General features: G+C 60.8%; 16 protein-coding genes. 1 reads left to right on the top strand and 15 read right to left on the bottom strand.

The window, feature by feature from the left end; genetic code table 11:
• Nucleotides 1–5: 5 nt before the first annotated feature.
• From HMPREF9696_RS00145 to HMPREF9696_RS00080, 15 genes are all read right to left on the bottom strand, one after another.
• A complete protein-coding gene (locus tag HMPREF9696_RS00145) occupies nt 6–608 on the bottom strand; it encodes a K(+)-transporting ATPase subunit C (RefSeq protein ID WP_002710894.1) in 603 nt (200 codons plus the stop codon).
• Nucleotides 609–620: 12 nt separating this feature from the next.
• A complete protein-coding gene (gene kdpB / locus HMPREF9696_RS00140; protein WP_002710893.1) occupies nt 621–2,693 on the bottom strand; it encodes a potassium-transporting ATPase subunit KdpB in 2,073 nt (690 codons plus the stop codon).
• Nucleotides 2,694–2,711: 18 nt separating this feature from the next.
• On the bottom strand, nt 2,712–4,415 hold the full coding sequence (gene kdpA / locus HMPREF9696_RS00135) for a potassium-transporting ATPase subunit KdpA (protein WP_002710892.1): 1,704 nt from the start codon (nt 4,413–4,415) through the stop codon (nt 2,712–2,714).
• A gap of 9 nt (nt 4,416–4,424) precedes the next feature.
• Nucleotides 4,425–4,514, bottom strand: coding sequence for a K(+)-transporting ATPase subunit F (locus HMPREF9696_RS00130; protein ID WP_002710891.1), 90 nt, complete (start codon nt 4,512–4,514; stop codon nt 4,425–4,427).
• A gap of 10 nt (nt 4,515–4,524) precedes the next feature.
• Nucleotides 4,525–4,722, bottom strand: coding sequence for a hypothetical protein (locus HMPREF9696_RS21515; RefSeq protein WP_157169980.1), 198 nt, complete (start codon nt 4,720–4,722; stop codon nt 4,525–4,527).
• 134 nt (nt 4,723–4,856) lie between these two features.
• On the bottom strand, nt 4,857–5,948 hold the full coding sequence (locus tag HMPREF9696_RS00125) for a glycerol dehydrogenase (RefSeq protein WP_002710890.1): 1,092 nt from the start codon (nt 5,946–5,948) through the stop codon (nt 4,857–4,859).
• A complete protein-coding gene (locus HMPREF9696_RS00120; protein WP_002710889.1) occupies nt 5,945–6,721 on the bottom strand; it encodes an SDR family NAD(P)-dependent oxidoreductase in 777 nt (258 codons plus the stop codon). The genes HMPREF9696_RS00125 and HMPREF9696_RS00120 overlap by 4 nt, the downstream gene beginning before the upstream one ends.
• Before the next feature lie 2 nt (nt 6,722–6,723).
• Nucleotides 6,724–7,560 (bottom strand): carbohydrate ABC transporter permease, encoded by an 837-nt coding sequence (locus tag HMPREF9696_RS00115; protein ID WP_002710888.1) that lies wholly within the window; start codon nt 7,558–7,560, stop codon nt 6,724–6,726.
• Nucleotides 7,560–8,420, bottom strand: a complete 861-nt coding sequence (locus tag HMPREF9696_RS00110) for a carbohydrate ABC transporter permease (RefSeq protein ID WP_002710887.1) — start codon at nt 8,418–8,420, stop codon at nt 7,560–7,562. The genes HMPREF9696_RS00115 and HMPREF9696_RS00110 overlap by 1 nt, the downstream gene beginning before the upstream one ends.
• A 66-nt stretch (nt 8,421–8,486) precedes the next feature.
• The gene (locus HMPREF9696_RS00105; RefSeq protein WP_002710886.1) at nt 8,487–9,803 is read right to left on the bottom strand and encodes an ABC transporter substrate-binding protein; all 1,317 of its coding nucleotides are present in this window, start codon (nt 9,801–9,803) and stop codon (nt 8,487–8,489) included.
• 58 nt (nt 9,804–9,861) lie between these two features.
• Nucleotides 9,862–10,914 (bottom strand): ABC transporter ATP-binding protein, encoded by a 1,053-nt coding sequence (locus HMPREF9696_RS00100; RefSeq protein ID WP_002710885.1) that lies wholly within the window; start codon nt 10,912–10,914, stop codon nt 9,862–9,864.
• A gap of 3 nt (nt 10,915–10,917) precedes the next feature.
• The gene (xylB, locus tag HMPREF9696_RS00095) at nt 10,918–12,444 is read right to left on the bottom strand and encodes a xylulokinase (RefSeq protein WP_002710884.1); all 1,527 of its coding nucleotides are present in this window, start codon (nt 12,442–12,444) and stop codon (nt 10,918–10,920) included.
• Between the two features lie 41 nt (nt 12,445–12,485).
• Complete coding sequence (locus HMPREF9696_RS00090) at nt 12,486–13,967, bottom strand: FAD-binding oxidoreductase (protein WP_002710883.1); 1,482 nt, start codon at nt 13,965–13,967, stop codon at nt 12,486–12,488.
• A 140-nt stretch (nt 13,968–14,107) separates the two neighbouring features.
• Entirely contained in the window at nt 14,108–15,109 is a 1,002-nt protein-coding gene (locus HMPREF9696_RS00085; protein ID WP_002710882.1) for a LacI family DNA-binding transcriptional regulator, read from the bottom strand.
• Between the two features lie 137 nt (nt 15,110–15,246).
• Entirely contained in the window at nt 15,247–15,546 is a 300-nt protein-coding gene (locus HMPREF9696_RS00080) for an HU family DNA-binding protein (RefSeq protein WP_002710881.1), read from the bottom strand.
• Between the two features lie 456 nt (nt 15,547–16,002).
• Between HMPREF9696_RS00080 and HMPREF9696_RS00075 the strand changes: the two genes are divergently transcribed.
• The gene (locus tag HMPREF9696_RS00075) at nt 16,003–18,351 is read left to right on the top strand and encodes a Tex family protein (RefSeq protein ID WP_002710880.1); all 2,349 of its coding nucleotides are present in this window, start codon (nt 16,003–16,005) and stop codon (nt 18,349–18,351) included.
• Nucleotides 18,352–18,412: the final 61 nt, after the last annotated feature.

Raw genomic sequence — 18,412 nt, 5'->3', positions numbered from 1 at the left:
GTCGCTCAGGACCCGAGTCTGTCCATGGCGAGATTGAGCTGCAGCACATTTATGCGAGGTTCTCCAAGGAAGCCAAGGGTCCGCTGCGCGATCATGCCCTCGACAACCGACCGGACCCGCGCCTCGGGCAGATTCCTGGCCTTGGCCACCCTTGGCACCTGAAACAACGCGGCTTCCGGCGAGATGTCCGGGTCAAGCCCGCTTCCCGATGTGGTCACAAGATCGACCGGCACGGCGGCGGCGGGGTTTTCTTTTCGCAGGGTTTCGACGCCTTCCTTGAGGCGTTCAGCCAGTGCCTTGCTGGTCGACCCGAGATTGGATCCTCCGGAATTAGCCGCATTGTAGGGAGCCGAGACTGTCTTGGACGAATCCTGCGGGTCCGGCGCTGTCGTTGCCGAAGGCCGGCCGCGGAAATACTTCTCATCCGAGAACTGCTGGCCGATCAGTGACGAGCCGATCACTTTGCCATCCTTTTCGATCAGACTTCCCTGCGCACGATAAGGGAACAGAAGTTGGGCGGCGCCAGTCATCGCGAGCGGATAGACGAGGCCGGTGATCGCCACGAGGCCGACCAGAAAAACAATGGCGGGGCGGATTTCTCTCAACATGACCGTGACCTCTCAAGCCAGATGCAGGGCTGTAATCGCAAGATCAATCGCCTTGATCCCGATGAAGGGCAGAATGACCCCGCCCAGGGCATAGATCAGCAGATTGCGCCGGAGCAGCGCGGCGGCGCCCACGGGACGATATTTGACACCCTTCAGGGCCAGAGGGATCAACGCGATGATGATCAGCGCATTGAAGATGATGGCCGACAGAATGGCGCTCTGCGGGGTCGAGAGCTGCATCACGTTCAACACGCCAAGTTGCGGATAAAACGCCACGAAGATCGCCGGAATGATTGCAAAGTATTTTGCAACGTCGTTGGCGATGGAGAATGTCGTGAGCGCACCGCGCGTCATCAGCAGTTGCTTGCCGATCTCTACCACCTCGATCAGCTTGGTCGGATCGGAATCGAGATCGACCATATTGCCGGCTTCGCGCGCGGCCTGGGTGCCGCTCTGCATCGCAACGCCGACATCGGCCTGCGCCAGCGCAGGCGCATCGTTGGTGCCATCACCGCACATCGCGATCAGGCGGCCATTGGCCTGCTCGCTCCGGATATAGCGCAGCTTGTCTTCCGGCGTCGCTTCCGCGATGAAATCGTCAACGCCTGCTTCCGATGCAATGGAAGCAGCGGTCACCGGATTGTCGCCGGTAATCATGACGGTCTTGATCCCCATGCGGCGCAACGCAGCGAAACGATCCTTGACGTCCGGCTTCACCACGTCCTTCAGATGGATCACGCCCAGGATGCGTCCACCATCCGCAAGCCCGAGCGGAGTGCCGCCGGACCGCGCAATTTTGTCGACCGCGGCGCGGAACGCGGGCGGCTCGGCAACATCGCCACCAGTCTGTTCGCGCACAAATTTCAGGATCGACTCGATCGCACCCTTGCGGAGCTTGCGGGTTCCAATATCGACGCCTGAAAGCCGGGTGACGGCTGAAAACGGAATGAAGTTGGAGGCATCCGCCGGCTTTTCCTGCTGCACGCCGTATTTCTCGGCAGCCATCGTGATAATCGAGCGGCCTTCCGCGGTCTCGTCCGCATCGCTTGCCAGCAAGGCTGCTTCAGCCGCCTCGCGCTCGGAAACGCCCGGGACCACGACGATCTCAGTCGCGAAGCGATTGCCGAACGTAATGGTTCCGGTCTTGTCCAGCAGCAACGTATCAACGTCACCCGCCGCCTCGACCGCCCGCCCGGACATCGCCAGCACGTTGAAACGCACAAGGCGATCCATACCGGCGATGCCGATCGCCGACAGGAGCGCTCCGATCGTAGTGGGAATAAGTGTCACGAACAGCGCGACAAGGACGACGATCGAAATTGCACCGCCCGCATAGGTAACGTAACTCGGGATGGTGGCCGTTGCGAATACGAAGATAATAGTCAGACCCACCAGCAGGATATTCAGCGCAATTTCGTTGGGAGTCTTCTGCCGCTCCGCGCCTTCCACGAGCTTGATCATGCGATCGAGGAACGACGACCCCGGCGATGAGGTGATGCGAACCACGATCCGATCGGAAATCACGGTCGTTCCGCCGGTCACTGCCGAACGGTCGCCCCCGGATTCCCGGATCACCGGCGCGGATTCACCGGTGACTGCCGCTTCATTGACCGAAGCGATGCCGTCGATCACCTCACCATCACCGGGAATGATGTCGCCTGCCTCGCAGACAACGAGATCTCCCGCCTCGAGCTGGTCGGCTGAGACGCCTTCATACAGTTCATCGTTGTCTGCAGAGAGAAGCCGCTTGGCGCGGGTCTCCGTGCGTGTCTGCCGCAACGTGTCGGCCTGCGCCTTACCGCGCCCTTCGGCGACGGCTTCGGCGAAATTGGCGAACAGAACGGTGAACCACAGCCAGACAGTGATCTGCAGTTCAAACGCGATGTTCGACTGACCAATGACAACATCCCGGATCAGCAACGCTGTCGTGAGCACGGTAACGACTTCGAGAACGAACATCACCGGATTCTTGGCGAGTGTGCGCGGATTCAATTTCACGAAGGCCTGGCCGATAGCGGGGATCACAATGGCCGGGTCCAGCAGTGTCGTTGCCGGCATGCGCTTGCGTAACTTTGCGGTTTCCATAACTTATCTCCGGAAAATTCAGAACGAGCCGCCGGCGAGCATCGCGAGATGCTCTGCGATCGGACCAAGAGCCAGCGCCGGGAAGAACGTCAGGCCTCCAACGATCAGGATGACGCCCACCAGAAGTCCAACGAACAGGCCGCCCGTGGTCGGAAAGGTGCCGCTCGATGCCGCCACGGTCTTCTTGGCAGCCAGCGAGCCGGCAATCGCCATGGCAGGTACGATCACCCAGAAGCGGCCGATGAACATCGCAATCGCGCCGGCAAGATTGTAGAATGGCGTGTTGCCTGTCAGGCCAGCGAAGGCCGATCCATTATTCGCAGCCTGCGAGGTGAAGGCGTAAAGCACCTCACTGAAGCCATGCGGACCCGCATTGGCCATCGATGCGACAGCAGGTTCGTAAACCACAGCGATTGCCGTCCAGCCCAGCATCATCAGCGGCAGGATCAAGATAGCGAGCATCGCCATCTTGACCTCGCGCGCCTCGATCTTCTTGCCGACGTATTCGGGAGTCCGGCCGACCATCAGGCCCGCGACGAACACTGTGACAATGACGAACAGCAGCATGCCATAAAGGCCTGCTCCGACGCCGCCGACCACGATTTCGCCAAGCTCCATGTTGATCAACGGAATCATGCCGCCGAGGGCTGTGAAGGAGTCATGCATCGCGTTGACCGCACCGCAGGATGCTGCGGTTGTGATGACAGCAAACAGAGCCGAAGCGACGATGCCGAACCGGACCTCCTTGCCTTCCATGTTTCCGCCGGTCAGGCCGAGCGACTGAAGCAAGGTCGTCCCGTGAGCCTCCGCCCAGTAACAGACCGCGACGCCGGCAACGAACAGCACGCCCATCGCCGCCAGGATCGCCCAACCCTGACGTTGATTCCCGACCATCCGGCCAAAGACATTGGTCAGGGCTGCGCCGAGCACGAAGATCGACAGCATCTGGATGAAATTGGACAGCGCGGTCGGGTTCTCGAACGGGTGAGAAGCGTTCGCATTGAAGAAGCCGCCCCCGTTGGTGCCGAGCATCTTGATCGCCACCTGAGACGCCACAGGCCCGACAGCGATGGTCTGCTTGGCACCCTCAAGCGTGGTTGCTTCGACATACGGGCCAAGCGTCTGCGGAATGCCCTGCCAGACCAGAAACAGCGTGAACAACACGCAGATCGGCAACAGCACGTAGAGCGTACAGCGGGTCATATCGACCCAGAAGTTGCCGACCGTCTGCATCGACGTCCGCGCAAATCCGCGGATCAAGGCGAGTGCGAGTACAATGCCGGTGGCCGCCGAAAGAAAGTTCTGGGGGGTCAGGCCGAGCATCTGCACGAGATAGGACATCGTGCTTTCGCCGCCGTAGTTCTGCCAGTTGGTATTGGTGAGAAAGCTGATTGCTGTGTTGAACGTCAGGTCCGGCGCAGCAGCCGACTGGCCGGCCGGATTAAACGGCAACACACCCTGCAGGCGAATTAACGCATAAAGCAGGACAAAGCCGCCGACGTGAAACAGAAGCATGGCGACGGTATAGGTCAGCCAATGCTGCTCGTGCTTCTCGTCGACGCCACCCAGCCGATACAGCACGGCCTCAACAGGCCGCAGGATGGGCGAGAGAAATGTCCGTTCGCCCGCAAACACGCGGGTCATGTAGCCGCCGACGACAGGCGTGAGGGCGACGATGATGGCGCAGAATACAAAAATCTGGGCCCAGCCGATCAATGTCATGGCGGCCTCCTAAAAGCGCTCGGGACGCAGCAAGGCGTAGGTGAGATAGATGAGCAGTGCCGCCGTGGTGAGCGCGGCCAGTGTGTAGTCGAATGACATGGCGCGCCTCTCAGAGCCGGTCGCAGGCGACGGCGTAGCCCACCGTCAGAATGAAGAGGCCAAAACCAATGGCCAGCATGAGCAGATCAAGCATGGAAACTCCCGCAAACAGCGTTGAGGTTTCGATGCAGATAGACCGCTGGACATAAGGAAGCGATGCGAATTGCCGGAACGGCACATAAAGAGCAAATAAAGAGAAGGAATCCACGACAAGGCTTTGAAAATACGCGTATATTCAGCGCCGGCGACAGGGTGCCTGCCCAGGGATCTTCGATTCCTGGATAAAGCGGCTGAAGTAAAATATGCCGAGATTGCTCCTGCCGGCCTTGGTCGGCGAAGCGACTAGGCGGTCTTGGACAGTCCGTCGGCCTTCGTCAGTGCCGCAGCGATGGTTTCGACGGTGACCGTCCCGACAAACTGCCTGAGATACGGCGCATCGGCCACCGAACGCTCGGCGATGGTGCGGATACCCTCCTGAAGATCGCCAGAGAAACCGAGGTCCTTTAGAGACGTGGGTAACCCGAGCCGCCGATAGAAGCCGACCATGTCGGCCAGGAAATCTGCCGAGCGTTGCTCAAGGCAGAGCTGCGCCAGAAGCCCGAAGGCCACCTGTTCGCCGTGAAGCGACGCATTCAGGGCCGGAAGCGCGGAAAAACCGCGCGTGAGCGAGTGCGCAATCGACAGGCCGCCGCTTTCAAAACCGAGACCGCTCAGGAGAATCGTCGCTTCGACGATGTTCTCGAATGCAGCATCTGGCTCCTTGCGATCCGCAGCCGCAAGCGATGCAACGGCATCCCGCCGGATCACCTGATAACACTGGTCAGCGATCGACACCGCAAGACCCGCCGGCCGCGCCTTGTAAAAATTCATGCCGCCGGAATTGAAGCACTGTTCTGCCTCGAACTTCTTTGACAGCGCGTCACCAATGCCCGCGACAAAGAAGCGGCGCGGCGCGCGGGCGATGATCGAAGTATCCACCACGACCGCGTCCGGATTGGTCGGCATCAACCGGACTTCTTTCAGCACATGGTCGTCAGTATAGACAATCGCCAGCCGGCTGGTCGGCGCGTCGTTGGACGCGACCGTCGGAACAACGATGATCGCTCCGCCGCGTAGAATCCGCACACCCTTCGCGGTATCAATCGCCTTGCCACCGCCGATCGCGATGATGACGTCGCTCTGGGCGGCATCAGCCTTGGCAGTCATCGCGTCGATCTGGCTCGCGGAGCATTCGCCGGAAAATTCGGCAAATTCGATATGATTCACGCAAGGGTTCAGCAAAGCGGCCAATTGATCACGCAGAGCGCCGATCACGGCCGCATCAATCACCACAAATGGCCGCCTTCCATAGAGAGGCACCAGCGTGGCAAGTTCGCCGAGGGCACCCGGCCCCTGAACGTAACGATGCGGACCGCCGAAGGCTCGAATGGTCATTGGTCACCCCAGAAGAAATCACGCTTGCCGCCGTCCATACAGATCAGGGCGCCGTTGATGAAGGCCGCCTGAGTGGAGCACAGAAACGCGATCAGCGCGCCCACCTCTTCCGGCTGGCAAAACCGCCCCAGTGGATTCTGCCCAGCGATGACGGCACGCTTCTCCGGCGAGAATCCGGCGATCAACGCCGTCTCGACATAACCCGGCGCGATTGCATTCACGGTGATGCCGGCGCTGCCGACTTCCTTGGCCAGCGTGCGCGTAAAACCAATCACGCCCGCTTTCGCCGCCGAGTAGTTCGTCACGCCGGGACGGCCTCCGCCGGTCACGTTCATCGACGATGTATTGACGATCCTGCCGAAACCTCCTTCCCGCATCAGCGGAACGGCATATTTACTGCAAAGGAACGTGCTGCGCAGATGGGTCCGGACAATGATGTCCCAGTCATCCAGAGACATGTTCTCAGCGTGAGCTCCGAGATGCTGGCCACCAGCGCCTGCATTGTTGACCAGGATATCGAGCCTGCCGAGGCCGCGATGCGCCTCGCGGACAACGGCTTCCGCTCCCGCTTCTTCGGAGACATCGCCAATGGCAATGACCGCGCTCGTTCCCCCGGCTCGCAATTCCGCAGCCGTGGCTTCGGCGGCCTCGCGATCGATATCGTTGATGGCGATGGAGCAACCCTCCGCCGCGAGTGCCAGCGCTTCCGCCTTGCCGATGCCTCGCGCGGCGCCAGTGACAAGCGCGGCCCTGCCCTTAAGTCCGAGATCCATGATCAGCCCTTCACGGCGCCAGCGCCGAGACCTTGAATAAAGTATTGCGTGAGCAGCGCGAACGCAGCGAACAGCGGCAGCGCAATCAGCGTTGAGCCAGCCATGATCTCGCCCCAGCGAAGATCGAACGATCCGACCATGGATGCCAGACCGACAGGCAGCGTCTTGTTGGCATCGCTTCCGATCATGATCAGTGCGAAGGTGTAGTCCGTCCACGACAGCAGGAACGAGAAGATCGCGACCGTGATCAATCCCGGGAGTGACAGCGGCAGCACGACACGCAGAAACGCGCCGAGCCGCGTGCAGCCGTCGACCATGGCTGCCTCTTCCAGCTCGAACGGCATGCCTTTGAAAAAGCCCCACAGGAACCAGACACCGAGCGGCAGGGTCAGCGTCAGGTGTGACGCGATCAGACCGGTCAACGTATCGCTCAGGCCCAGCTGCGCGAAAATGGTGAACATCGGGATCGCAATCAGCAACGGCGGGAACATGTAAGCATAAAGCATCGCGCCCACGATCAGCTTCTTGCCGCGAATTCGCTGGCGCGTGACCGCATAGGCGATCATCACCGAGAACACCATGGTGACCATGACGGTGACCACCGCAACAATGACGCTGTTGACGAAGTGTGTCGGGTAATCGGTGAGTTCGAGCAGATTCTTGTAGTATTCGAGCGTGAACGGTCCCGGCAGCAGCGAGACGCGGCTCAGGAGACTTGTCGGCTCGCGCAGACTCGAGATCACCATCCAATAGATCGGAAATGCCGAATAGACGGCAATGATCGCGGCGGCGAGATAAAGTCCGAGACGCGCGGGAAGCGAACGGCGGGCGATGGCCATTAATCATCCTCCAGCGGGAAAAACCGGAAATAGAAGAACACGGCCACCGACAGGATCGCGAACGAGATGGTCGCAATCGCGGCTCCGCCGCCGATGTCGAACAGGCTGAAGGCGTGGCGATAGGACAGGATCGCAAGATTCTCCGTCGAGCCAACCGGGCCGCCCTTGGTCAACAGCCAGATCACGTCGAACTTGTTGAACATCCAGATCGCGCGCAGCAGCACGACCACGGTCAGGATCGGCTTCAGCATCGGCAGCGTGATATGGAAGAAGCGCTGAACCGCCGTCGTTCCATCGACCTTGGCCGCTTCATAGAGCGAGACGGGGATGGTCTGAAGCGCCGCAAGGAAGCAGGTTGTCACGAACGGCGTCCACATCCAGACGCTGACCAGGATCGTCGAACTCATGGCCGCGCCGGAACTCTCGAACCAGTTCACCGGCGGCAGCCCCATGGCCGCGATCGCCTTGGTGATGATTCCGATGCTGCCGTCCACCATCCACTTGAATGTGAGGATCACCACGACTGTGGGCAGAAGATACGGCAGGATCGACAGGCCGCGTACGAAGTTCCGGCCCGGAAATGTCTCGTTCAGGATCAGCGCGAAACCAATGCCAAGCACCACCTGAAGCACGATAGAGCCGAGCGAATAGACCACGCCATTCCACAGCGCGCGCCAGAATTCGGGCAGCTTCACAATGGCAATGTAGTTATCGAAGCCGGCCCATTTCGCCTGGCCGACAAACGAGTCGAGTTTGTAGAAACTCAGACTGATGGCATAGGCCACCGGCGCGACGATCAACGCGAGCGTCACGAGAAGTCCGATCACCAGAAAGGTGTATATCGTCGCCTTTGAACTCAAAACATTTCATCCGTGGGAAAAACCTGGCCGGGAGCATCCGGCCAGGCAGTTAGGCAGTCGCTTTTGTTATGCCGTGAGCTTGCGCATCTTGTCGCCCGCCGCCTTGACACAGTCGGCAGCCGGCATGTTCTTCAGGATGCGGTTCTGCAGCATTTCGGGGATCACAAAGCCCTCGAACACCTTGCCGGGACGCAGGTCAGGCGCCGGGCCTTCAGTATCGACCGAGGTCAGGATCATCGACTTGTCGACAATGAAGCCCTTCATCGTCTCGACTGCTTCCTTGTGCTTCTCGATCAGCGGATGCGCGCGCCAGCGGGCATCCTCGTAGACATCGAGGCGCGGCGGCTGGAAGTGCAGCGGCGCAGTGTGCAGGAAGTTGATGTACTGGTTCTCGGTGAACCACTTCATGAACTTCATCGACTCGCTGGAGTTCGGGGTTTTCAGTACGACCCAGCCGTCGTAGCCGTGGTTGACCGCCTTCGCCTTGCCGGCGCTGTCCATATAAGGCGTGATGCCATACTTGGTCGCGAGAGCTGGCGAGGTGCGTTCCAGCGCTTCGATAATGCGGCCGGCATAGGCGGTGTGCCCGACCTTGTCCGAGGAGAAGTTGGAGAGCACTTCGCCGAAGCTCGCCTGGCTGGTGCCCGACGGCATGGTCTTGTAGAGGTCGGCAAAGAAGTCGAGATAGGCCGCGACCTTCGGCGCATTCGTTGCGTTGTCGATCGCCACATTCCACTTGTCGTCGAACAGCTTGACGCCTTCAGCCCACATGAAGCCGGGCGACAGCCAGTTGGTTGCGCCGTTGTTGCCGATCGGAAACAGAGAACCGGAGCGGCCGTCCTCGTTCAGCGCCTGCGAATTCTTGAGCATATCCGCCCAGGTCTTGGGAACGCTCAGGCCCTTCTTTTCGTACAAATCCTTGCGGTAGTAGATCCAGGCCAGATTGTAGTCGTAGGGATACCAGTAGGTTTCGCCCTTGATCGGGAACAGGATCTTCGGGCCCCACTTGTACTTGCCGGTCAGTTCGGTGAGCGGCATCAGGTGGCCTTCAGCCTGCAGCAGCAGAACGTGACCGACGAACGCGAACGTCGCGATATCGTATGGCTGGCCGCCGCGCAGCGATGTGGTCACCTTCGTGAAGGCATCGTCGAGCGGCACCGAGTCGACAACGACCTTGGTGCCGGTCATGCGCTCGTATTCCGCGCAAGCCACCTTCAATGCGCGAATGCTGTCGATCGACGTTTCGGTATTCAGGAAGCGGATGGTCTTCTTGCCCTGCCCCCATACGGCCGGTGCGCCGAGGGTGCCCGCCGCAATGCCTGCGCCCACCGCGCCGGCGCCCTTGATCAGCGTGCGGCGGTCGATACCTGATTTGTTAGCCATTTCCTTGTCTCCCACGGCAATTCACTCCTTTGAATGTTCGTTTTGGTTTCTTGGCCGTCTAGATTCGTTGTCCTGTCGCCTTCGAGAACAGATGCAGCCGTCCCGGCTGAAGCCGGACCGGAATTTTCTGACCGAATGACCAATTATCCACGCGGTCCGTCAGAATCCGCAGACGCGCGCCGCCGATCTCACCGATGGTGAGAGTCTGCGCGCCAAGCTGTTCGATGACACCCACTTCAAAAGAAAGCCCATCCGGCCCCTCGCCCAGCGCGATGTGTTCGGGCCGGATACCGAGAACGATCTCTTCATTCGTGTTCTGATATTGCCCGGGAAGCGCAACCTGCAGCGCACCGCTCGTGAACATGCCATTGGCGGCGTGGCCTTCGACCAGATTCATCTCAGGCGAACCGATAAAGCCGGCCACGAACAGGTTGACCGGACGGTCGTAAACCTCGAGCGGCGCACCGACCTGCTGCACATGGCCGTCGCGCATGATCACGATCCGGTTGGCCAGCGTCATCGCCTCGACCTGATCGTGGGTCACATACACCATGCTGGTGCCGACCTCCTGATGCAGTCGGGCGATTTCCTCGCGCATGCGTACGCGTAGTTTCGCATCGAGGTTGGACAGGGGCTCATCGAGCAGGAAGACTTCGGGCTCGCGGACCAAAGCGCGACCGAGGGCGACGCGTTGCATCTGTCCGCCGGACAATTGCTTCGGCTTGCGCTGCAGATATTCATCGAGTCCGAGCATCTTGGCGGCGCGCTGGACCCGCATGTCGATCTGCGCCGGATCCATCTTCCGCATCCGCAGACCGAATGCGAGATTCTCGTAGATCGTCTTGTGCGGATAGAGCGCGTAGTTCTGGAACACCATCGCGATGTTCCTGTCCTTCGGCTCAAGCGCGGTGACGTCGCGATCGCCGATGAAGATCTTGCCGGAGGTGATGTCTTCAAGCCCTGCCAGCATGCGCAGCGTTGTCGATTTCCCGCAGCCCGAAGGCCCGAGGAACACGACGAATTCGCCGTCGTGAATCGTCAGATCGACGCCGTGAACAGCGACCACTGGGCCGTAAGCCTTGCGAACCTTTTCGAGCCTAATCTCTGACATGGATTACTTGTTCTGACCGGCCACGAAGGCGTGAATGCGATGGTTGATCGGCGCGAGCGCCTTCTGAATGTCGCGGTAGATCGGGAAGCCCTGATCATAGACCGCAGCACGCGCCGGATCCGGCGTCGCACGCGACACGATCTGGACCACCTCGGCGGCCGCGCGCTCGTCCTTGAAAATCCCGACGCCGACCCCGGCCAGTAGCGCAGCACCGAATGACGCATCCGCAACGGCAGGAAGCTCGACGGTGATGTTCAGCACGTCGGCAACGATCTGCCGCCACAGCGCGCTGCGTGCACCGCCTCCGGTCAGCCGCGCGGTCGTGAAGCCAAGGTCCTTCGACTTCATGACCTCAAGGCAATCGCGCAGCGAATAGGCAACGCCTTCATAAAGCGCGCGGACAAAATGACCCGCGCCATGATTGAAGCCGGCCCCGACAAAATCCGCCCGCAGCAGCGGATCCCAGTATGGGCTGCGCTCGCCGTTGAGATAGGGATGGAAGAACAGCCCCTCCGAGCCGGGCCGCACCACGGATGCTTTCGCGTCCATGGCATCGAAAACCGCGCTGCCATCCTCGCCTTCCCGGCGGAAGAACGTGTCGCGCAACCATTTATGCGCCGAGGCGCAGGAGTTCGTGGCTGCGATCACATACCAGTGGTCCGGCACCACATGATAGTAATTGATCAGCGAGAAATCCGGCCGGGCCTTGGGCGACAGCACATTGACCGTGGCCGCGGTTGCCAGCTTCACGACGCCGATGCCCTCGCGCACCATGCCTGCGCCAAACGTCTCGGCCGCGGTATCCGACGTGCCACAAACCACCGGCGTGCCTTCCGCAAGCCCCGTCGCCTGCGCCGCCCTCGCCGTCACCTTGCCGACGATAGCGCTGGGCTTAACGATCGGCGGCAGCGTGGCCATCGGCCAGCCGATCATGTCGCACAGTTCTTTGGACCATTCCGCGGTCTGTGCATCCAGCATCAAGGTGCCGAGCGCGTCGATGGTGTCGGTTTCCCATGTGCCGGTAAACTGTGCGCGGAGCCAGTCCTTGGCGACATAGAGCCGCTTCACCCGCGCAAACGATTCCGGCTCGTGATGCCGCAGCCACAACATCTGTGGCAGCGTCCAGGTCGGGTTGGCGCGGTTTGCCCCGATCTCGAGGATCCGCGCGTCGGCCTTGTCGCGAAGCTGCTGGGTCTCCTCGCGGCTGCGCTGGTCGTTCCACAGAATGGCCGGACGAATGACATGACCGTCGGCGTCTTCAAGCACCTGCGTATGCGCGCCTGCCGAAAACGAGATGGCCGCGATATCGGAAGCCGGACGGCCGGACGCTTTCAGCCCGCGGCGCAAGGCGTCGCAAGCAGCCAGCCACCAGTCCTCCGGATTTTGTTCGCTCCAGCCGGGATGCGGCGACGATGTCACAACCGGCGCCGAAGCCTCGCTCACCAGCGACCCATCGGCCTTGATAATGCTGATCTTGAGCGAGCCCGCGCCAAGATCAATGCCCACCAGAAGGGGATCAGACGCTGCCATAATGGGCATCCTCCCTGGCGAAGACACGAATGTGCGCTGGATCAGTCACGGCGGATGTCTTTCGCGCCTGCGCCAGGCCGCAGTCCGATCTTGCCGGGATTGAACAGATTACCAGGATCGAGCGCATCCTTGATCGCCTGCAGAACCGCAAGGCCGGTCCCGAGTTCGCGCTGCATCCACGGATTGCGGAACAGACCCGCGCCGTGATGGTGCGCGATGGAGCCGCCATGATCCAGCGTCAGCTTTTGCACGGCATCCCACAGCTTCTCATGAATGGGTAAGGCCTGCTCTTTCGGCATCGGCGGCAAGCGTACGGTCATGTACTGGCAAGCGCCTTCCGGATAGACATGCGACCAGTGCGCACCGAAATGCGTACCGGGATGGATGGCCTGCACCGCAGCGCCGATCGCCTGATACATCGCAGGGATTGCGGACCAGTTGCCCGTCACTTCGATTGTATCGTTGAAGTAGCCGGCGTCGTGCCACTTCTGTGAATACGCGACGTAGCGGTTCTGCTTCCAGTGCTCATAGGGACCATCCGGCCCGACTTCACCGCCCTGCGCCTTGGCGATTTCCAGCGCCATGCCCTGCTCGGCGGTGACCAGCGGCTCGCTGCCGGTAAACTGCAGTACCGCGAGGAATGGCTTGGTCTTGAAGAGTGGAATGTCCTTGGTGCGCTCGTCGCTCTCGACCCGGTCGTAGAGACGCACGATGGCCGGGCGCAATTCCGCCTGCATAATCAGGCGCGCAGTATCCAGCGCGGCCTGCAGCGACGGAAATGCCAGCACGACACCGCGCTCGACCGCAGGCTTCTTGAAGATGCGCAAGGTCGCCTCGGTGATGATTCCTAGGGTGCCTTCGCTGCCGATCATGAGATCGCGAATCGACGGACCGACCGAGCGGCGCGCAACCGGCCGCACTTCAAGCGGCGATCCGTCCGGCATCACGGCCTTGAGACCCACAACGATATCTTCGATCTTGCCATAGCGGCTGCTTAACTGTCCGCCACCTCGGCAGGCAAGCCAGCCTCCGACCGTCGATATCTCGATCGACTGCGGCAGATGCCCGCTGGTGTAGCCGGCCTCATTGAGGTGCCGCTCGAAATCAGCGCCGTTCATGCCGGCCTGCACCGTCACCACCGCGTCGACAGGATTAATCGAAACGATTTTGTCGAGACGGCGCGTGTCCACCATGACCTCGCCGCCCAGCGGAATAGCCCCGCCGAGCACGCCGGAGCCGTTGCCGTAGGGAATGATCGCGACATTGCGCGCCTTCGCAAGCTGCACAATCCGGATGATTTCGTCCTGGTTCGCAGGGCGCACAACAAGTTGGGGAACAGCACCGGCGAGTTCTCCGGCTCGTTCACGGAAAACCGCAAACGGCAGCCGGTCGCGCGAATAACCAAGCCGCTGATCGAATGAGGTCAAAACGTTGGCAGGTCCGACAAGCGCGCCAAAGGCTTGCGCCAGACTTTCATCGACGCGATCCGCGTCGCGAACTGCAGCAATGGTGGTTGCGGTCATGACAGCCCCTGTTCAGAGGCCAAATTCGCCACGCTCACTCGACGTACTCCCTGGCCGCTTCGTTTCTGAGATTGAACAAACGGTTTGCGCAATCGTTTGTTCAAACGTCTTACAAACTTCCAGGCAGGTCAAGTCAAAATTTAACGGGGAGCCAGGCCTGTGGAGGCGCGAAGGACCAGACCGTCGGGCGCCAGTGGCGCGACCGGCTGTGGCGCGCCTCCCTTGAGAAGATCAATAAGAAGATTGGAGGCAATCTCGCCCATCAGTTCGGTCGGCATCTTCACCGAAGTCAACTGCGGATAGAGCATCGTGGCGACAGGCGCGTCGTGCAGTCCCATCACCGAAACATCGCGCGGAATTTGCAGTCCAGCCTCATGCAACACGGCCATCGCACCAGCCGCAGTCACCAGCGTCGCGCCGAGAACCGCTGTCGGCTTTTGCGCGAGCAGAACGCGCATCGCGTCTGCGCCCCCCTCCGCGGTGTAGCCCGCGACAGCCACGAGTTTCGGATCGAAGGCAATGCCATGACGTTTGAGACCGTCGCGATATCCCGCAAGACGTTCGCCGGCGTTGAATCCACCGGGACGCCCTGCCAGATGCGCGATCCGCCGATGTCCCATCTGCGCCAGGTGGTCCACTGCGATGGCCGCGGCGGCGCGGCTGTCCAGCACAACGCAGTAGGGACTGCCTTTGAGCCGACGGTTCAGAAGCACAAAAGGCGTATGCGTGGATTCGAGTTCCGCGCGTAGCAAGCGATCATCATCAAGGCTCGCCACCAGCAGACCGTCGGCACGGTTCCCATGCGACAGGCGATGATAGACTGCGTCGGTCGCTCCCGATTCACGATGCGCGATCAGCAATGAGTATCCATGCTGCGCGCACGCCTTTTCCGCGCCACGGATCGCGGAGGCAAAAACCGGATTGTCCAGTTGAGGCACAATGAGGCCGAGCGTCTGGCTGCGCGATGTCCGCAGCCCCTGCGCGAGGGTATTGGGCGAGTAGTCGAGTTCGCGCGCACTCTTGAGGATGCGCTGGCGGGTTTCTTCGCGGATGCGCTGGCTCGTTTCGCCACGAAGCACACGCGACGCGGTGGAAACGTCCACGCCCGCCATGCGGGCCACATCAGCCAGTCGCGGTCTCATGGATGCACCAAAATCACGATAGTGCGGCAAACTAGGAGACTGCCTCCGGCGGCGCAAGCCGCCCGGTAGACTGGCACATCGTTCAGCGGCCTTTGCCGGCACGCAAACAAAAAAGCCCCCGAAGGGGCTTTGAAGGCTTAGACTGCGTCCTTGGCAGCTTTGACCGGGCGGGCCCGGACGATCTTGCGGGCAGGCTTTGCCTTGAAGGTCATCGGCTCGCCGGTGAAGGGATTGGTCCCCTTGCGGGCCTTGGTCGCAGGCTTCTTGATCACGACAAACTTTGCGAAGCCGGGAAGCAGGAAAACGCCGGACTTCTTGAGTTCTTTGTAGCCGACCGATGCGAGCGTCTCGAGAACACCCTTCACTTCCTTCTTGGAAATTTCGGTCTCCGTAGCGATCTTTTCGATCAACTGCGATTTCGTCATTTGGACTGCCATAGTCACTCCTTTGATTCGAGTGAGAACACACTATTGATAATTCCATCAAAAAGCGCTGCTGGTTAGCCGTTTGCACAGCTTTGTTGAGGTTTTACCGGGGATTTTCGCATAAAATGGGGCCTGCCGCCCTGAACCGGGGTTGCCGTTCTTTCGCGGAGCGATCGTTTGGCCCTGAAAAAATAGCGGATTCGGCGATCCGCGGCTCCCCGGGACGCGAACGGTGATCCACGTAGATCAGAGCCATATGTCCGCAGGCACTATATATTATGGTGTCTGCGTGCTCCCTACGCGGCCTGGTGAGACAGATTTGTTGACCGCAAAGGTTGCGGAAGGTCATCCACAGATCCATTTTCACCAAGCTCGGGATTGATGAATCACCGGTGCCTGGTCCATAAGCCCACTCCCTGCGTTGCCTGATTCAGGATCGCGATTTCTTGCCTGGAAAGGTATTCCCGCGTGGCCAAAACAATCTCTCAAAAAATCGCCGATGAACTCAGCGTCCGCGAACAGCAGGTCGAAGCCGCCATCGGTCTGCTCGACGGCGGCGCTACCGTTCCGTTCATCGCGCGTTACCGCAAGGAAGCCACCGGCGCGCTCGACGACGCGCAACTGCGTACGCTTGAAGAGCGATTGACCTATCTGCGCGAGCTTGAAGAACGCCGCGTCACTGTCCTCAATTCCATCCGCGAGCAAGGCAAGCTCGATGCGACCCTCGAAGCAGCCATTCTCGCGGCGGACAGCAAGGGCCGCCTCGAAGACATCTATCTGCCGTACAAACCGAAGCGCCGCACCAAGGCCGAGATCGCCAGGGAAGCCGGTCTTGAGCCGCTGGCAGAGCTGTTGCTCACGCAGCCGCAGAACGATCCGCAGACGGCCGCCCTGCCCTTCGTCGATGCGGACAAGCAAGTCGCGGACGCCGCAGCGGCGCTCGATGGCGCCCGCGCCATTCTGGTTGAGCGCTTTGCCGAAGACGCTGATCTGATCGGCGGGCTGCGCGAGCAGATGTGGTCGAACGGACTGCTCGCCTCGAAACTGCGCGACGGCAAGAAGGAAGCCGGCGCGAAATTCGCCGACTACTTCGATTTCAGCGAGCCTCTGAACAAGCTGCCGTCGCACCGCATTCTTGCGATGTTTCGTGGCGAAAAGGAAGAAGTCCTCGATCTTCAGATGCTGCCCGAGCCGGTTCCGGCGACGCCCGCTGCTGTCAGTTCCTATGAATTCCGCATCATGCAGCGCTTTTCCATCTCGGATCAGAAGCGTCCGGGCGACAAATGGCTTATGGAAACCGTCCGCTGGGCCTGGCGCACCAAGATACAGGTGCATCTCAACATCGACCTTCGGCTGCGGCTATGGACTGCCGCCGAACAAGAAGGCGTCCGTGTCTTCGCATCGAACCTGCGCGACCTTTTGCTGGCCGCGCCCGCCGGTGCGCGCGCCACGATGGGGCTCGATCCGGGATACAGGACAGGCGTCAAGGTCGCCGTCGTCGATGCAACCGGAAAAGTCGTTGCGACGACCGCGATTTTTCCTCACGAGCCGCAGCGCCGATGGGATGAGGCCCTTGCGATCCTCGGCAAGCTCGCCCGCGAACACCGCGTCGAACTGATCGCTATCGGTAACGGCACGGCCTCCCGCGAGACCGACAAGCTGGCGACGGAGCTGGTGAAACTTCTCCCCGAACTCAAGATGTCGAAAATCGTCGTCTCCGAAGCGGGTGCCTCGGTTTATTCGGCCTCAGCCTTCGCTTCAGAGGAATTGCCTGAACTCGATGTGACCCTGCGCGGCGCGGTCTCGATTGCGCGGCGGCTTCAGGACCCGCTGGCGGAACTTGTAAAGATCGACCCAAAATCCATCGGTGTCGGACAGTATCAGCACGATCTCGGCGAAGCGAAGCTCTCTCGCTCGCTCGACGCCGTGGTTGAAGACTGCGTGAATGCCGTCGGGGTCGATGCCAACACCGCGTCGGCGCCGCTGTTGGCGCGCGTGTCCGGAATTGGGTCCGGCCTCGCACAAAGCATCGTGCAGCACCGCGATGCGAACGGTCCGTTCAAATCGCGCAAGGCGCTCAAGGACGTGCCGCGCCTCGGCCCCAAGGCATTCGAGCAGTGTGCCGGATTCCTGCGCATCACCGGCGGCGAAGATCCGCTCGATGCCTCAGGCGTTCATCCGGAATCCTATCCCGTCGTCAGGCGGATTCTCACTGCGACCAAGAGCGACATCAAAGCGCTGATCGGAAACTCCGACGCGTTGCGGCAGCTCAAGCCACAGGCGTTCGTCGACGACACGTTTGGCCTGCCGACAGTGACCGACATTCTGCGCGAACTTGAAAAACCGGGCCGCGATCCTCGGCCCGCTTTCAAGGCTGCCGTCTTCAAGGACGGAGTCGAGAAAGTCAGCGATCTCAAACCGGGGATGGTTCTGGAAGGCGCGGTCACGAACGTTGCCGCGTTCGGCGCATTCGTGGACGTCGGCGTCCATCAGGACGGCCTTGTCCATATCTCGGCGATGTCGCGATCCTTCATCAAGGACCCGCGGGAAGTGGTGAAGCCTGGCGACATCGTGCGCGTGAAGGTGCTTGAGGTCGACGTGCCGCGTCAGCGCATTGCACTGACACTGCGTCTGGACGATGAAATCGGAGCAAAGCCCGATCGTGGAGCAAGGAATGAGCCGCGCAGCAACTCGCGCGCGCCGTCATCCAGCACACCCGCCCAGCGCAAGCCCGCGCAAGCCGGAACGTCGGGCGGCGGCGCACTCGCTGAGGCGCTTCGCCGCGCCGCGGAGCACAAGCAGAGCAAGCCGCGATAAGGGCAGATCGCTGCGCCTATATGTGTTTGTCTAATGGATGCTGAGAGGCAGGACTATCCTG

This window comes from Afipia clevelandensis ATCC 49720 (assembly GCF_000336555.1).
GTDB lineage: Bacteria > Pseudomonadota > Alphaproteobacteria > Rhizobiales > Xanthobacteraceae > Afipia > Afipia clevelandensis.
This window is presented reverse-complemented; position numbering and strand designations above follow the sequence as displayed.

Coding starts and splice junctions, on each gene's coding strand:
- HMPREF9696_RS00145 (WP_002710894.1), bottom strand. CDS start 608: ATGTTGAGAGAAATCCGCCCCGCCATTGTTTTTCTGGTCGGCCTCGTG.
- kdpB (WP_002710893.1), bottom strand. CDS start 2,693: ATGGAAACCGCAAAGTTACGCAAGCGCATGCCGGCAACGACACTGCTG.
- kdpA (WP_002710892.1), bottom strand. CDS start 4,415: ATGACATTGATCGGCTGGGCCCAGATTTTTGTATTCTGCGCCATCATC.
- HMPREF9696_RS00130 (WP_002710891.1), bottom strand. CDS start 4,514: ATGTCATTCGACTACACACTGGCCGCGCTCACCACGGCGGCACTGCTC.
- HMPREF9696_RS00125 (WP_002710890.1), bottom strand. CDS start 5,948: ATGACCATTCGAGCCTTCGGCGGTCCGCATCGTTACGTTCAGGGGCCG.
- HMPREF9696_RS00120 (WP_002710889.1), bottom strand. CDS start 6,721: ATGGATCTCGGACTTAAGGGCAGGGCCGCGCTTGTCACTGGCGCCGCG.
- HMPREF9696_RS00115 (WP_002710888.1), bottom strand. CDS start 7,560: ATGGCCATCGCCCGCCGTTCGCTTCCCGCGCGTCTCGGACTTTATCTC.
- HMPREF9696_RS00105 (WP_002710886.1), bottom strand. CDS start 9,803: ATGGCTAACAAATCAGGTATCGACCGCCGCACGCTGATCAAGGGCGCC.
- HMPREF9696_RS00100 (WP_002710885.1), bottom strand. CDS start 10,914: ATGTCAGAGATTAGGCTCGAAAAGGTTCGCAAGGCTTACGGCCCAGTG.
- xylB (WP_002710884.1), bottom strand. CDS start 12,444: ATGGCAGCGTCTGATCCCCTTCTGGTGGGCATTGATCTTGGCGCGGGC.
- HMPREF9696_RS00090 (WP_002710883.1), bottom strand. CDS start 13,967: ATGACCGCAACCACCATTGCTGCAGTTCGCGACGCGGATCGCGTCGAT.
- HMPREF9696_RS00085 (WP_002710882.1), bottom strand. CDS start 15,109: ATGAGACCGCGACTGGCTGATGTGGCCCGCATGGCGGGCGTGGACGTT.
- HMPREF9696_RS00080 (WP_002710881.1), bottom strand. CDS start 15,546: ATGGCAGTCCAAATGACGAAATCGCAGTTGATCGAAAAGATCGCTACG.